The organism is Chitinophaga oryziterrae (genome assembly GCF_009758125.1).
In the GTDB taxonomy this organism is placed as follows: Bacteria; Bacteroidota; Bacteroidia; order Chitinophagales; family Chitinophagaceae; genus Chitinophaga; species Chitinophaga oryziterrae.
In genome coordinates this window covers 1-15,227 of the sequence record NZ_WRXO01000007.1, presented here as the reverse complement: position 1 = coordinate 15,227, position 15,227 = coordinate 1, and the positions used below count along the sequence as shown (strand labels likewise).

Genomic DNA, 15,227 nt, shown 5'->3' with positions numbered 1-15,227 from the left:
TCATGCCCTCATTGCAACTGAAAAGGCCACTGGCCGTTATTGATCTTGAAACGACTGGCACCAATGTGGCCACTGACCGTATCATAGAAATTGCTATTATAAAAGTATTCCCGGACAAGAGCATTCAGTCCAAGGTGAAACGTATTCACCCGGGTATGCCTATTCCGCCATCTTCTACGGCCATTCATGGCATTAGTGACGATGATATTAAAGATGCTCCCACCTTTAAACAGGCGGCCAATGAACTGCGTCAGTTCATGGAGAACTGCGATATTGCGGGTTATAACTCAAACCGTTTTGATATTCCTTTACTGGTAGAAGAGTTCCTTCGCACCGGCCTCGAATTTGACGTGAAAGACCGCAAGTTCGTAGACGTGCAGAAAATCTTCCACCTGATGGAAAAACGTACGCTCGCCGCCGCTTACAAATTTTACTGCGATAAGAACCTGGAGAATGCACATAGCGCCGAGGCAGATGCCCTGGCTACCTATGAGATCCTGGAAGCCCAGTTACTCCGTTACGATCAGCTGCAATCTGAAGTAGAACACCTGGCCGATTTTACCAAAGAAGACGAATATGTGGACTTTGCCAGAAGGATGGTGATGCAGAATGGTGTAGAGGTCTTCAACTTTGGTAAGTACAAAGGACGGCCTGTAAAGGACGTATTAAAGATTGAGCCTCAGTATTATGACTGGATGATGAAAGCCGACTTTCCCCTGAATACCAAGCAGAAACTCACAGATATTTACCACAGTATGATGTTAAAAAAGATTTAATATTCAAAAAACACTTACTTTCTTTAGGTATTATACTAATTTCGCAGCCTTAAACAACAATTTGCTGATTGGAAAAGCTTGTCATCATTCCGACGTACAATGAAAAGGATAACATCCGCAAGATCATTGACGCTGTGTTTTCTCTGCAACAAGATTTTCATATCCTGATTGTGGACGACGGTTCGCCAGATGGTACCGGTAATATCGTTAAATCCATACAGAAAGAGCATCCTCAGGAACTCTTCCTGTCGGAAAGAAGCGGTAAACAGGGATTAGGCACAGCTTATATTCACGGTTTTAAATGGGCGCTGGAAAAGGGATATAACTATATATTCGAGATGGACGCCGATTTCTCTCATAACCCGGCCGATCTGGTAAGGCTATACGATGCCTGTGCCAAGGAAGGGGGCGATGTAGCTGTTGGTTCCCGCTATGTAAAAGGCGGTCGTACAGAAAACTGGCCATGGGACAGAGCAGTACTCTCTTATGGAGCTTCCATATACGTACGTCTTGTTACCTGGATTCATGTAAAAGATGCAACAGCAGGTTTCGTTTGTTACAGACGGCCGGTACTGGAAGCCATCAACCTGGATGCTATCCGTTTTGTGGGTTATGCCTTCCAGATAGAGATGAAATTCACTGCCTGGAAACTGGGCTTCCTTATCAAGGAAGTGCCGATCACCTTTAAAGACCGCAAAGAAGGATATTCCAAGATGAGCAAAGGGATTGTGAAAGAAGGGATTCTCGGGGTATTGAAGATTCAATGGGAAAGCCTGTTCCGCAAGTACGAAAGAAGAGTCAGGAACAGCATATAATAATGAAAAAAGCACTGATACAATTACACCTGTCGGTATTTCTGGCAGGTTTTACGGGTATATTAGGAAAACTCATCACGCTCAACGAAGGTCTGCTGGTCTGGTACAGACTGTTATTCACCATCATCACTTTATACGTAATATTCCGCTGGAAACGCATGCTCTCAAAGCTGTCGTTTAAACAGATCGTGCCCATCGGCCTTACCGGTATCGTGGTAATGCTGCACTGGCTGTTCTTTTACGGAAGCATCAAATATTCGAACGTATCCATAGGCGTAGTCTGCTTTTCTCTCACCAGCCTGTTCACCGCTATTCTGGATCCGCTGATCAACCGCTACCGGATGGATAAAACCGAACTGTTGCTGAGTGGTATCACCTTATTCGGTATCCTGCTCATTTTCCATTTCGATGCGGAATACCGCACCGGTATCATCCTGGGTATCATATCCGCCTTATTTGGTGCACTGTTCACCATCTTCAATAAACGCCTGATCAGCAAACACGATACACCTACCATCACTTTTTATGAATTGTCTACCGGATGGCTGGCGTTAAGCCTGGCCCTCCCCTTTTATCTGCATATATTCCCACAGCCGTTTGAGATACCTGCGGTACATGATCTGCTATATCTGCTGATCTTATCATGGGCTTGTACCGTTTGCATGTTCATGCTGCTGATGAGCGCTCTTACAAAGATCTCCGCCTTTACCGTTAATCTTACTTTTAACCTGGAGCCGGTATACAGCATTATTCTGGCCTTCATCATCTTCAAAGAGAACAGAGAGCTGACGCCTGCATTTTATGCCGGACTTACCTGTATCCTTTTATCTGTGCTGCTGCAAATGCGCCGGGTAACGCGCACCATGCAGAAAGCGGTATAATTATGTACTTTCATACTTATGAAAGAACCCTGGATTACCCACCCAACGATTCTAAAAGGTCAGACAGTTGACCTGATCCCTCTCGAAAAAGAACATTTTGAGGAGTTATACCTTGCGGCATCCGATAAAAAACTATGGGAGCTGGTCCCAACCGACTGTTCAATACGGGAAAAATTTACAGCAGCCTATACTACTGCGCTGACTGAAAGAGACAAAGGCAATCATTACCCTTTTATCATCTATCATAAACAAACCCAAAAGATAATAGGTTCCACAAGACTATTTGACATCTTCCCCAATGATAAAAAACTGGAAATTGGCTGGAGCTGGATAATAGAAAAGTATTGGGGCACAGGAGTAAATCCGGAATGCAAACTCTTGTTACTGACTCATTGTTTTGATGTTCTGAAAGCAAGGCGGGTACAGATAAAAACGGATCAGCATAATATACGTTCCAGGAAAGCAATAGAAAAAATTGGCGGGCAGTTTGAAGGGATTTTAAGGAAGGATAGGATTAAGGATGATGGCACTTCAAGAAGTGCAGCTTATTATAGTATTATCGATGACGAATGGGAAGGTGTGAAAGTAAGATTACAAGGGATGATGAATGAAAAATAAGCCTCTATGTCTTTGCAAACATAGAGGCCGCTTTGTTTATAAATGTTTACACTTCTATTAGCGTATCTACTTTCTGCATAACAGTTTTGGATGTTTTTGCTTTTACTATTTTACTTACCCGTCCTAACATAAAGATACAGATCACGGAAACACCGATAGCCACCCAACCTAATGTATCATAATGTTCCAGCGGACTGAATTTATCTTTCTGAATAACGATCATTCCGCCAAAGGCTGCTGCCACACCTCCGGCAATCTGTTGCAGGGATGAATTGATACTCATAAAGGCCCCTCTGTCCTCCATTTCAGGCACACCGGTAATGAGTGCCATTGAGGGTATCATACGACCCATAATACCAGCTATCATCAATACATTTAACACCATGATGATCCATAAAGGGTTTACGGTGAGATGCGTGTAAACAGCTATCAGGACCATCATAAACAGGGAGGCGCCTGCTGCCAGCCAGAATCTGTCTGTTTTATCACTCAACCGGCCTACTATAGGCATCACGAACAATGATCCGATACCTGATACCATAAACAACAGGGGTAATTGCGCTTCTGTAACACCCAGGTTATTGACAGCAAAGGCACTGCCGAAAGGCATCATCATAAAACCACCAATAGAGAGTAGTGCTGTAGCAGAAAATCCTATACGGTAATTCCTTTTGGCGATCGTATGCCAGAGATGCATCACCGCACTCTTATCGTGCTGTAAGGCCAGATGCCCGGTAATAGGCTGTAAGCGGAGCCCGATCAGGATCATTATGACAATGGCAATGCCTGCTACCAGGAAAAATGGCGCTTCCCATCCCCAGGCATTTGAGAGATAAAGGCCGATGGGGATACCCAACACCTGGCTGGCGCCAAAGCCCATTTGTGTAAATCCCATTACCCGGCCACGCTGTTGTATTGTAAAAATGTCCGTAATAATAGCCATGGAAATAGAGCCGATCACTCCGCCGAACAGCCCTGTGATAATACGGGCTGCTACCAGCATGGGATAAGTGGTAGCAAAGCCGCAGCATAGAGTTCCCACGATAAAACCTCCATAAAAGAATACGAATAATTTTTTACGGTCAAAGCGGTCAGCAAATCCTGCTGTCAATAATCCGGAGATACCAGCACTAAATGCATAGGCAGATACGACCAAACCGAATTGTGCAGGTTTGATGTTCATCGATTTCATCAGCGTATCACCTAATGGCGATAAAATCATAAAATCCAGTATAACCGAAAATTGTGTCAATGTAAGTACCGCGATGACAAATTTCTGATATGGAGAAAACGAGTTTTCATTTTGCATGGTTTGAGAGTTTGTGCTTTTAAGGGATATATTTCGTTAGAAAGAGTTTCAGGTGGTCAATTCCTCACAGGAATAATTCAACCCGGTAATGATCCGGATAATATCTGCATAGCTGAGATGATAGGATATTACACGTAATACACAGTCTACGTCTGTCTGATCAATATTCCACTGCTCAATCAGATGGTGGTCATCCAACGCTGTTTTTACAGCAAACAGATCACTTTCTGTTGCGATATTGGTTTTAAAAATTAGGATATGTTCAGGAATATGATTCCACATAAGTGAGCATTCATTTACTTATCAAGATAAAAAAAACTTATTTTTTCAGCGCTTTTATAACATAATTAAAGGTTTCTTTCATGATCCACTAAAGCTATGTTCATCCTGATGGAATTTTACCAGGGAATAGAGCGGCGCTAATGCTACTGACCAGAAGACCTCCATGGAAATATCATTTAGTAGCAGGAGACACACCAACCGCTTTAGCCAGCCTGTTTATACCGAAATTCTCCAACCCTTCGTTGGTGATCATTTCGATGGCTTTTTCACGAATGCCCTGCATTTTATTCTCGTCGCGCGGTCTCATATACCGCAAATATGAATGAGCGATCGCTGATTTAAAAATATTTTTATTGAAAAAACGTCATTCTTTTAATAAGGCAAAAGAATAATAATTCTGCACTTGAGAAAATGGTATATCGGTAAAAACTATTGAATATCCGGTGAAAGAAATGATTTAGCCGGTAAAAAACTTCACCTCATTTATTAAAAAAGGTACCTCATAACTGAACAAAGCATCCGGAGTATACTGCATATCGAATTAGAAAGCATAGCTTCTTTTAAAATATTATCTTTATTCTCCTGAAACATTATAATACTATGCGCCTTACCAGTAGCTTATCCATTATTATTCTTGCTATTATCACATTATCTGCCACTCCCCCTTCGGATATCAAAAAAGGTATCCCTCCCGGCGGTACTCTCTTCACAGCTGGCGTTGGGGCTGGCCTTATCGGTGGTCTTTACAATGGTTTTTACTCCTATAAATTGCTTAAAAAGCATGGGGATTTTGGTCTTGGTGCGCCTGATAAACTGGATGGAGAGATTATGGTTTTTCAGGGAAAGATTTATCAGACACAAAACAGCGGTAAGACATTTCTGGTTGATGATAAGGAGCTGACGCCTTTTGCCATGGTGAACTTCTTTCATCCTGATATCAGACTAACGCCTGATAAAGCCATGAACAAGGCAGAACTTTTCCATTACCTGGATAGTGTATTAACCAATATAAACGGTATGTACGCTATTCATATCAACGGAAAATTCAGTTATGTAAAAACCAGGGCATTCCCGCCGGTTAAAGAAGATGATCATACACCATTGGCTAATATGCTCAATCTGCAACATTTCTTTGAATTTACGGGCGCTCAGGGCGATTTAATAGGATATCGTCTGCCCTCATTCATGGACAATACGAATATTGCTGGTTATCACTTCCATTACTTGTCAAAGCAAAAAGACGCAGGCGGACATATCATAGATTTAAAAACAGAGAATATAATAATTGAAATTGATATCCTGGATAGTTATACCATACAGGTTCCTGCAACAAAAGACTTCCAGCATTTTGATTTTAAAAAGAACAGAGAAGAGGATATAAAGAATGTAGAACGGGGAGGGAAAAATTAAGGGAAGGCTATTTAGTTATCCTTAGCAGACTGACGCAATTAATGTAAATTGCGTCAGTCTGCTGACCTAATTTGCATTAATTGCGTCAGTCTGTTGCAATATCCGGGTTAACAGATGTTCAACGAATAAACTCCAATACCAATTCCAGAAACTTCCCGGGCTGTTCCTCCGCAATATAATGCCCGCATTCACCAAGACTTACAGATTGAATATCCCCCTGTGCTATTTTCTGCATAGCCTTACCCACATTTACACCTTGCGACTGCTCTCCGCCAATAGCTAAAACCGGGATGCTTAGTTTATGCTGATAGGATTTATTCTGTGCCGCACTTTCAGGGAATGCACGATAGTAATCGAATCCATTACGCAACCTTTCCTTGCCTGTATAAGCGGCTGTATAAATATTGATATCATCAGCTGTAATAGCATCTTTCACGGTTGTCTTACGGGTAAAATACCAGTTCAGATATTCTTTCTCTTTGCCTTCTATTAAAAACTCAGGTATCTCCTCAATAGCATGGAAATAAAATTGCCAGATCTTATTCGCATTTAAAGGCGAAAATACCTCATCCGGAATTAAACCGGGGATACCAGCATCCAGGATTATTAAAGAGCGAAGAATGGGCTCATACTCAAGCGCAAAGGTGGTCGCTACCCAGGCCCCTACATCATGTCCTGCTAAATGAATATTCTTAAGGCCGAGCTGGTCACAGAAGGATTTAATAAACATAGCTACGGTAAGGGTATCCGCAGCAGGCGTAGCATTGACATTCCCCATCCCCGGTAGATCAATTGCAAAAACATGGTAATGTTCAGATAGCGGGGGGAATACCTTCCGCCATATATGAGCAGTCTGCGGCCACCCATTTAATAAAATCATAGGATCTCCGTGTCCGCTTTCGTAATAAGTAACCGGGATATTATCTACTATTGTTTCTTTTGCGCCTGGCAGTCTCATCTTGTTTTAATTGTGAAAGCAAAGTTCCTGTAAACCGGAAGAAGTTAACTTGCATTTATAGCGTATAAACTTGTAACTTTAAAGCATGAACACGCTGAGGCAATTCGAAACTTTGATCATAAATGATTATGAGGCAGACATTTCTCCTTTTGCAGCACATGTGCATACCTATTATGAATTGATATATATCTATAAAGGCAGCGGAGTTCATTTTCTAAACGACAACAACATATCCTATAAAAGCGGAGATCTGTTTTTAATATCTCCGGAAGATAGACATCATTTCGAGGTTAAACAAACTACCAGGTTCGTAGTCATCAAATTTACGGATAGCTATTTTAAAGAAGCTGCACTGGATATTTTCCCTGAGACCATCATGCGACTGAAGTTCTTAAAAGAAGTAAAACTTGAATTTAAAACACCCCACAAGTCCTTATTGCAAAACACCATCCGTAATATTGTTGCTTACAAAGAGTCGGAGAATTTAGCCACTTCCCCCTATATTTACCTGCAGCTTTTATCAGTTTTTGGATTGATTAAAGAAGTTATCCTTAAATATAACGATATTGGATCTTCAGGAGTTCCTGATAAAGAAGGGCTCATCTCGTTTATTCATCAACACATATATGATCCTAAAAAATATCAGGTAAAGAATATAGCTAAGCATTTTAATATCTCAGCTACTTATTTCGGCGATTATTTCAAACGGAATTTCAATGTTAGCTATCGTTATTACATCAATCAATACCGCACCACACTAATCAAAAAAAGGATCGAAGGTGGAAAGGTAAGTATGAAGCAAATTGCTGAAGAATTTGGATTCAATGATGAAAGTCATCTTTCAAACTATTTTAAAAAACGTCATCAGTTAAGACCTTCTGTATATCGGAAGAAAAATATATAAGATCATATGGAAGCAAATAATTTTGATACTATAGAATACTTAAAGAATGGTAATCCCAGGCAAAAGGAAGTCTATGATGTACTAATAAAGAGTGGGATTATGGATGCCCTGCAACAATACGACCCGTTGCTTGTTGGTACCATTCCTATCAATATTGATATTGAAGACAGTGATATTGACATCATTTGCTGTTATGATGATTCATCCGAGTTCTCCGGTAATCTCATCATTATGTTTCAGGACCTGGATGATTTTGAAGTCACTGAAAGTACCGATAATGATGCTATCATAGCACATTTCACTATTGACAACTTTAAATTTGAAATTTTTGCACAGGATATACCCACCAGACAGCAGTCGGCCTACAGGCATATGATGATTGAACACGCCATATTATCTAAACATGGAGAAGCATTCCGGCAGGAGATCATTAATTTAAAAAATCAGGGCATGGAAACAGAACCTGCCTTTGGTATGTTGTTAGGGCTTGAGAATGATCCATATGAGGAACTACTAAACTATGTAATTTAAAAATGAATAGTAGTTTATTTATCCTGGATGCAGATGTTTATACGCTGTATGAATCCGATTTCTATCGCATTCTGGATTTTAAATGTAAATGCAAAACATGTATCACTTCAAAGCCGGAATATAGTGATTCCTTTACAGTGAGCTTTGTAAGGAAAGGGAATTTTGGTTTTAATATATTCAGAAATTCATTTGATTCTTATACCGGCTGCGTATTGATCACCAAACCCGGTTATGAGCGGACAGTCACTCATTCTCATGCGATACCTGATGAATGCACCATTTTTGATTTTAAAAAGGACTTTTATGAAGAACTCGTCAATCAATATGGTTTTATTAAATTCTTCCACAATAATGACGAGCATTCATCCTTCGTAAAAATCAATGCAGAAACCGAATTACTCCATAACCTCATTATTGAAAGCCTGAATAGTAAGGAAAAAAACAAGTTAAAAACGGATGATCTGGTGATGGATTTTGTAAACACTGCTTTCGGGAAGATTACAGACTATACGCCTAATACTAAGATATCTGAGAAACTTAAACAAAACCATCTTTTTACTATTGAAAGAGCCAAGGAATATATTGCACAATATTTTTCGAATGATATATCCCTGATGGAAATTGCAGGGTATTGTTTTGTGAGTCCCTTTCATTTCAGCCGTCTCTTTAAAACCTTTACCGCCTTCTCCCCTCACCAGTTCCTCCTGAATACCAGGTTAAAAAATGCAGAGATCCTTTTGAAAAACACCCCTTTATCCATTGCGGATATAGCCTTTGCTTCCGGCTTTAACAGTATTGAACATTTCAGTGCGGCCTTTAAAAACAAGTTCAAATGCGCGCCATCTAAAATGAGCAAGATTCCTTAAGTCAATCCACTCCTGTCCCTTTAATTTTGTTTTAAATAAAAACAGAAACATGGACGCATATTACATTATCAGCTACGACATCAATGATATGGAAGACTTTAAGCAGTATCCCCCTCTTGCTGTTATTTTAATCAATAAGTATAAAGGAGAAGTGATTATTTCAGATCTGGAAGCTATTGCAGTAGAAGGTACCGCTAAAAGAATGAATGCGCTGGTGAAGTTCCCTTCTGTGGAACTGGCCTTAGCATGTTATAATGATGAAGAATATAAGGAAGTAGCAAAAATCAGGTTGCGATCAACGAGTAACTGTTCTATGATTTTGGCAAAGAGCCTGGTATGATCCTCCGGTAAAAGAAAGGGGCCAGGTGGTCCCTTTTATCCTTTTTTTATCTCAAGGACTTTATTCATATCCAGCTCCAGTTTCTTTGCCACTGCAGAGAATATTTTATCAAATTCGGGATCGAATTCTACATTTTCATCAAACCACTCTTTTGTAAACATCCCATCATATTCATCACCGGTGCTTTCCCCCTGCCATTTCATATTCTTACGAATCAGCCCTGCCCAGTAATCAATTCTCTCTTCCAAAGATTTCTTTGGATACTCTTCCTTTCTGAATTTCTCGAAGGCTTTATAGTCATTTCTTGACTTTTCAGTGAGGAGTTTAAGTGCGTTTTTCTCTTCTTCAGATAATTTATCCATATAATCAATTGCTATTCAAATGGAAAAAAGGATTTGGTTATTTCGTCCGCATCCAATATTGGTATCATTAATTCCTGGCAAACAGTTCCTGCCAGATTCTTTTGCAATAAAGCTCTTATCCCTGTCAATAATAAAAAGATTATACTATTACGGCTCTCTAATGATTGATTCAAAATTAACATAATCCTCAGTATAACCTTCTATATCAAATATGAAGCCTCCTACCATGGATTGCTTAGACAGTTCAATAAATCTATTTAATAAAGAATTATATAACCCGGTAAAATCGTCATCGTCTAATAATTCATCCATGCTATAATACTCATTGGCATAATGGTTTGATCCATATTCAAGAGTACAACCTATTGCGCATCCGGATGTATTGCGAAACTTAAGTAATATCTTTTTATTTTTTACAAAAAGTCCCTCTAATAAGGATAAATCAATTATTTCTTCATCTCCTTCATCTGTTAGCGTAACAACATTCTTTTCATCAATCAAAAGAATAAACTCTTTAGAAATAAATGTCAACCATTTTTTAAAATACTGCGTATCGTACTTAGCAATTATTTTTGAATATCCTATAGCCATAAAATTATCATTTGGGCATTATTATAACATTTCCTTCTCCTATAAATCAATTGATCAACTGAAAATTTCCGATTCATAACGCTACGCTAGCGAAATATTAATACACTAATATTTTATCACCCCCTATTTCCATAGCCCTTAGAGCAAAATCATCTGCAATTTCTATATCTTCACATTGAATTTCAATTGTGCTACCAATAAGAAGAGAGTCAACATTTTCTTTTGATTCTTTTAGTGGTAATTTTAATAAATCCATTTGCAATTTTGTTAACTCAACCTTTTGCATACTTGATTTCCACCCGTTCATTATAATTTTAGACATATCAATCAACTTTTATGGTTATAGGAGATAGTACCATTCCCTTATACTTTCCTGTTGTTCTTGTGCCAGCTTTGAGCGCTTCGAGTCTGATACTCATTTAGTCCAGATTCCTCTTTACCTTCTCTAAATGATTTCTCTAAAATGAGCCACTTGCATTGCATACAAGCCAACTCTTTTATTGATGCCCCGGGTTTATAACACAGGCTATATTTAGTAATCTTGCTAGAATAGAGTTGTGGGGAATGGCTCTGCTGCCATGCCATTCCCCACAACTCTACTCACTTTCTCCCACTAAAAATCATAATTAATCTCATCATTATCTTTAATTGTTATTCTTTCGTTAACAGTATCATCAAGATAATCTAATATTTTAATTACTCGTTTTGTTTCAAGAGTGTAGGAGAATGGCCAATTATTGCACCTGATGAGGATGTATCAAAAATAAAAATAGTGTCTGATGGATAGCTTAAACGACTATCCGTCTTCATCAGGTACCCGAATAAAAAGAGGCTGTATCAAGTACGATATAGCCTCTTTTTATGAACTAACCTATTTAAAAATAAGATATCTATCAAAATGAGTCCAGCCACCTAATATTGGTAGTTCTTGTACTTCATTTGGAATAGCGCCTTCAACGAATTCATATTTACAAACTGTTTTCCAACCATGTGGTATCTCTTCTAGAGGGAAAAAAAGTTGTTGACTTACATTTCTTAAAATAATCTTAGCGCTAAATACACTACCATTCTGTCTAATTATCTCAGTAAAACAATACCCTATAGGAATAACAAATTCTGAATAATCACACAATAAAATCAATTCATTATTATTTAGATTATTACAATCTAATGCTTCAATAAAATTAGCCTTTAAATCCTCCTTGAGTTTTCCTATAATTTTTACTCTTGCATCTTGCATATTATTTATTGCTTTAATGTTGCTGAAGTTGCTACATTTGACTGGACGAGAAGTTAAGGAAAAATACAATATTTCAACATCATGTCCTGTCAACCGTAGCGACTTTATTGGCCTTCTTTATTCTTTAGCTCGTTAATTAAAAAAAATAATCAATGGGGTCTGATACTTTAATTTTAATCTCTCCTTTTACAAGCATTTCTAGATAGTCAATGACTTTTAATATTCTCAAAGCTTCAATTCTCCCTTTCCACACATCCTTTAATTCTGTATCGAAAAGAAGATTGTTTAATTCTTCAACATCAATAATATCCCCTTTACTTATAATTAGGTTACGAGTTTCTTTTATAATTTCATAAAAAATAGTTTCCCTTTCTTCATTTATCAAAAAATCATTTAATTGCAAATGTGTAAATCCTCTAAAAAGGCCCTTCCCATTTTCCTTGAATAATTCTTGCATTTCAATCATCCAATTTGATTTATCTTTTGAATCTAATAAAATCTTATAAATATAAGCCAATGTTATAGCCAGAATATCATCATCAATCCAGAATCCATTTTCTTTGTAATCCACAAAACTTGTAGACATATAATATTATTTATCTTTTATCGAATTATCATAATACAAAAACATAGATGGCCATAACAGTAAGGATATATATAACTATCAACGTTCCACTCAATAGCAAATACTTTTTGATTTTTCATTAATCCTCTTCATTCTTCGTTTGATAAATAAAATTCATTCAATATTCCTGAAATTTATCTCCATAGGCAAGCCATGACCAATCTTAATCTTCGTAGCATTTCTCTCAATTTCAGCGGGTTTTACCCCAACTGATAATAAGATTTTCATACATGGTGGAGAATGTTGCAGTCACCATCCCGGCTGACATCTTCTTAATAAGAAAGGCCAATAGATCTGGTATTCCAGGTGGTGACGCCGTTTGTAAGCGCATGCTGACCGCATGCGCCGTTAAGCTGATCATAGCGATAGATGTAACCTACTAAAATACCAGTATTATCATTTCAATATGATTTCATCTATTCCTCAGGAGCAACTAATTTTCCATTCGCATATTCTTCCTCTTTCAATAACCCACCTTTATCATTATAATATTTCCATACACCAGTTCTTAACGGACTAAACTGAGTAGAAGTACTTCGACTACGGACTCCTGTGGCGGGATCCACTGCCCAACCATGAACAGTATCCAACTTAACAGCATCCATATAACTGCCACTAAAAACTATATTATCATTAGATACTAACCGACGTTCAATATACATTGAGCCTTTACAGCTCTTTAATAAAACTCTCAAATAATAAATCTCGCTTTCTTTTCTAGTTATGGTGTCCGGCTCTTCTTTCAAAAGCAGACCGCGTTGGAGTACATCAAGAAATATATAACTCCTACATAAGTTTACCTTAGTCTGCGCTACTGTGCAGTTAATAAATCCAAACATCAAAGCAAATACTAATAATATTTTCATTTTACTGTAATTTAATATGTGTTCCTGCATCTTTAACCTTATTGGGATTGGCATCGGATTTTAATACCGTTGCCCCTCCATTAACAAATTTCACTTTACTCTTAGTGTTTTTATCTAAAGTACCAATAATATTACTAAGTGCTACATTGGCCTGTCTAACCGCCTCATTGTATTGATCCGCTGTTATATCAGCACCCACCACCTGTGTAACAGACACAGTAACAGTTTTGATATTACCCGCCTGGTCAATAGTTTTTCCCAATTTCGAAAGAGACCCTTTCATCTCATCTCCTATGTCACCCGCTCCAGGAAAATTACTCACTCCTATATAATAATTATTAGATCCCGTAAATGAAGTAAGTGTTGTCCCTGGTCTAATTGGATGATGGTCAAATTGAACAGGCTTGGGTATAATAGGTGCAGGATATTCAATAGTCCCGGAAGATTTTACAAAATCTCCTGTCAAAAAATCCTCTCCTTTATAATCTGAACTAGAAAATGACTCATGGCTCCCATTTGTGTATGCAAAACTCCTTACAGATAAATTCTTATTTAACACCTCGCGCTGTGCTTTAGTAAGTTGATCTTGCTCTACAACCTCAGGTACTGCGGAATTCCCTCTATGATTAAATGTCAGAACATTTCCTGTTATTGTATACCCATCTGACAAGCGAGTCATATAATTATTCTGTACTTTTCCATTAACATCCCTATACCTCATAATTTCAATCTTAGACACCTTGTTCTTATCGTTAAAATACTGATGCACTATATACTCCTCCAACCCATCTAGATCTATAGCCACAATTGGCTTATTTCCTGCAAACTGATATGGGGTATACCAAGGAAAACTTTGTATTAACGGATCTACAGATAAAAAGCGTGCTATTCTCGGATCATATATTCTAAACCCATAATCATACTGATTGCCTTCCCCCTTCACCTCGCCATCATTCTCCTTCCCATTAAACCCATAACGATAAGTACCAAGAGAATAACTTCTATCAGGTTGTAGCATACCAAAAGGATAATAATCGTGAACACTTAGTAATTCTGCTTTATAATGATCACCTTCCTGGACAAGTTTATCACTTATGACTGAGATGCACCAATAAATCCGGACAGTGAAGTTGCTTACATTTGTACAACAATGACTGCAAAAAAGACAAAAAGGACGCGCAGGAAGTATGATGCTGGCTTTAAAGAAGAAGTTTTGAAGATGTTAGCATCGGGACGCCCTGTAGCAGAAATAAGCGAATCACTGGGTATCGGAGTGAACCTGGTCTATCGATGGAAAAATGATAATACCCCTGAAACGGATACAACTAGCAGCGATGGCAGCCCCTCTACGCAATCTGCTCTGCTTATTGACAACGAACGATTAAAGGCGGAATTGCGCCGTACAGAGCAGGAAAGGGACATTTTAAAAAAAGCATTGGGAATTTTCAGCCGTGGGAATTAGTGAAGATCTATGCTGTGATAGATAAGCTGAAGACGGAATATCCTCTGCAGCGCCTCTGTGAAGTATTGATCGTTAGTCGCAGTTGCTATTACGACTGGAAAAATAAGAAAACGTATCAGCTCAATTCTGTAAGTCAATCAATGGAAGACAAGGTAATAGCCGTTTTTAAGGCAAATAAGCGTCGTTATGGCACCCGAAGGATTGTTGCTGAGTTAGGACATCAGGGGATCAAAGCAAGCCCTTATAAGGTCAGGAAGGCCCTTGTGGATATTACGGCCCATACCTTACCACTGATTTCAGTCCATAGTTTACCAGCGTTTCAGTTCAAAGTTTACCATTTTTAATGGTTCGATTTAGGTTATTTCAGTGCAAAGTGTACCACTGCACCAAG

Annotated in this window: 22 protein-coding genes; 11 read left to right on the top strand and 11 right to left on the bottom strand. The window is 38.5% G+C overall.

Annotated elements, in window-relative coordinates; translation table 11 throughout:
* The first annotated feature begins 2 nt into the window (after positions 1-2).
* From GO495_RS21695 to GO495_RS21680, 4 genes are all read left to right on the top strand, one after another.
* Positions 3-776 (top strand): 3'-5' exonuclease, encoded by a 774-nt coding sequence (locus GO495_RS21695; protein ID WP_157301834.1) that lies wholly within the window; start codon positions 3-5, stop codon positions 774-776.
* A 68-nt stretch (positions 777-844) separates the two neighbouring features.
* A complete protein-coding gene (locus GO495_RS21690; RefSeq protein WP_157301833.1) occupies positions 845-1,591 on the top strand; it encodes a polyprenol monophosphomannose synthase in 747 nt (248 codons plus the stop codon).
* A gap of 2 nt (positions 1,592-1,593) precedes the next feature.
* The gene (locus GO495_RS21685; RefSeq protein ID WP_157301832.1) at positions 1,594-2,472 is read left to right on the top strand and encodes a DMT family transporter; all 879 of its coding nucleotides are present in this window, start codon (positions 1,594-1,596) and stop codon (positions 2,470-2,472) included.
* Positions 2,473-2,490: 18 nt separating this feature from the next.
* A complete protein-coding gene (locus GO495_RS21680; protein WP_157301831.1) occupies positions 2,491-3,090 on the top strand; it encodes a GNAT family N-acetyltransferase in 600 nt (199 codons plus the stop codon).
* A gap of 46 nt (positions 3,091-3,136) precedes the next feature.
* Here GO495_RS21680 and GO495_RS21675 read toward each other — a convergent pair whose 3' ends face one another.
* The 3 genes from GO495_RS21675 to GO495_RS32455 all read right to left on the bottom strand — a co-directional run bounded on the left by GO495_RS21675 (position 3,137) and on the right by GO495_RS32455 (position 4,988).
* Positions 3,137-4,399, bottom strand: coding sequence for an MFS transporter (locus GO495_RS21675; RefSeq protein WP_157301830.1), 1,263 nt, complete (start codon positions 4,397-4,399; stop codon positions 3,137-3,139).
* Between the two features lie 48 nt (positions 4,400-4,447).
* Positions 4,448-4,681 carry a hypothetical protein gene (locus tag GO495_RS21670; RefSeq protein ID WP_157301829.1) on the bottom strand — a complete coding sequence of 78 codons (234 nt, stop codon included), beginning with the start codon at positions 4,679-4,681 and terminating at the stop codon, positions 4,448-4,450.
* Positions 4,682-4,853: 172 nt separating this feature from the next.
* Entirely contained in the window at positions 4,854-4,988 is a 135-nt protein-coding gene (locus GO495_RS32455; protein WP_276611834.1) for a hypothetical protein, read from the bottom strand.
* A 293-nt stretch (positions 4,989-5,281) separates the two neighbouring features.
* Here GO495_RS32455 and GO495_RS21665 point away from each other — a divergent pair, with 293 nt between their 5' ends.
* Positions 5,282-6,091, top strand: coding sequence for an acetolactate decarboxylase (locus tag GO495_RS21665; protein WP_157301828.1), 810 nt, complete (start codon positions 5,282-5,284; stop codon positions 6,089-6,091).
* Between the two features lie 118 nt (positions 6,092-6,209).
* Here the strand turns inward: GO495_RS21665 and GO495_RS21660 are convergent, their stop codons facing one another.
* Positions 6,210-7,049, bottom strand: a complete 840-nt coding sequence (locus tag GO495_RS21660; protein ID WP_157301827.1) for an alpha/beta fold hydrolase — start codon at positions 7,047-7,049, stop codon at positions 6,210-6,212.
* A gap of 85 nt (positions 7,050-7,134) precedes the next feature.
* Between GO495_RS21660 and GO495_RS21655 the strand changes: the two genes are divergently transcribed.
* From GO495_RS21655 to GO495_RS21640, 4 genes are read left to right on the top strand one after another with little or no spacing between them, the layout of a single operon-like run.
* Complete coding sequence (locus GO495_RS21655; RefSeq protein WP_157301826.1) at positions 7,135-7,953, top strand: AraC family transcriptional regulator; 819 nt, start codon at positions 7,135-7,137, stop codon at positions 7,951-7,953.
* Between the two features lie 6 nt (positions 7,954-7,959).
* Entirely contained in the window at positions 7,960-8,484 is a 525-nt protein-coding gene (locus GO495_RS21650) for a DUF4269 domain-containing protein (RefSeq protein ID WP_157301825.1), read from the top strand.
* Between the two features lie 2 nt (positions 8,485-8,486).
* The gene (locus tag GO495_RS21645; protein WP_240915293.1) at positions 8,487-9,350 is read left to right on the top strand and encodes a helix-turn-helix transcriptional regulator; all 864 of its coding nucleotides are present in this window, start codon (positions 8,487-8,489) and stop codon (positions 9,348-9,350) included.
* A gap of 49 nt (positions 9,351-9,399) precedes the next feature.
* Positions 9,400-9,690 carry a DUF1330 domain-containing protein gene (locus GO495_RS21640; protein WP_157301824.1) on the top strand — a complete coding sequence of 97 codons (291 nt, stop codon included), beginning with the start codon at positions 9,400-9,402 and terminating at the stop codon, positions 9,688-9,690.
* A 35-nt stretch (positions 9,691-9,725) separates the two neighbouring features.
* Here GO495_RS21640 and GO495_RS21635 read toward each other — a convergent pair whose 3' ends face one another.
* The 7 genes from GO495_RS21635 to GO495_RS21605 form a co-directional block, all read right to left on the bottom strand.
* Entirely contained in the window at positions 9,726-10,052 is a 327-nt protein-coding gene (locus GO495_RS21635; RefSeq protein WP_157301823.1) for a hypothetical protein, read from the bottom strand.
* A gap of 147 nt (positions 10,053-10,199) precedes the next feature.
* Positions 10,200-10,643: a hypothetical protein gene (locus tag GO495_RS21630; protein ID WP_157301822.1), complete on the bottom strand. Its 444-nt coding sequence runs from the start codon at positions 10,641-10,643 to the stop codon at positions 10,200-10,202.
* Between the two features lie 97 nt (positions 10,644-10,740).
* Complete coding sequence (locus GO495_RS21625; protein WP_157301821.1) at positions 10,741-10,965, bottom strand: hypothetical protein; 225 nt, start codon at positions 10,963-10,965, stop codon at positions 10,741-10,743.
* A gap of 549 nt (positions 10,966-11,514) precedes the next feature.
* The gene (locus tag GO495_RS21620; RefSeq protein WP_157301820.1) at positions 11,515-11,883 is read right to left on the bottom strand and encodes a hypothetical protein; all 369 of its coding nucleotides are present in this window, start codon (positions 11,881-11,883) and stop codon (positions 11,515-11,517) included.
* A gap of 136 nt (positions 11,884-12,019) precedes the next feature.
* The gene (locus GO495_RS21615; RefSeq protein WP_157301819.1) at positions 12,020-12,469 is read right to left on the bottom strand and encodes a hypothetical protein; all 450 of its coding nucleotides are present in this window, start codon (positions 12,467-12,469) and stop codon (positions 12,020-12,022) included.
* A 455-nt stretch (positions 12,470-12,924) separates the two neighbouring features.
* Positions 12,925-13,374, bottom strand: a complete 450-nt coding sequence (locus GO495_RS21610) for a hypothetical protein (RefSeq protein ID WP_157301818.1) — start codon at positions 13,372-13,374, stop codon at positions 12,925-12,927.
* A 1-nt stretch (position 13,375) separates the two neighbouring features.
* On the bottom strand, positions 13,376-14,470 hold the full coding sequence (locus tag GO495_RS21605; RefSeq protein WP_338075454.1) for an RHS repeat domain-containing protein: 1,095 nt from the start codon (positions 14,468-14,470) through the stop codon (positions 13,376-13,378).
* 54 nt (positions 14,471-14,524) lie between these two features.
* Between GO495_RS21605 and GO495_RS21600 the strand changes: the two genes are divergently transcribed.
* Together GO495_RS21600 and GO495_RS21595 are read left to right on the top strand one after the other, a co-directional pair.
* Positions 14,525-14,836 (top strand): transposase, encoded by a 312-nt coding sequence (locus tag GO495_RS21600; protein ID WP_157301816.1) that lies wholly within the window; start codon positions 14,525-14,527, stop codon positions 14,834-14,836.
* Positions 14,836-15,180, top strand: a complete 345-nt coding sequence (locus tag GO495_RS21595) for an IS3 family transposase (RefSeq protein WP_157301815.1) — start codon at positions 14,836-14,838, stop codon at positions 15,178-15,180. The genes GO495_RS21600 and GO495_RS21595 overlap by 1 nt, the downstream gene beginning before the upstream one ends.
* Positions 15,181-15,227 lie beyond the last annotated feature (47 nt).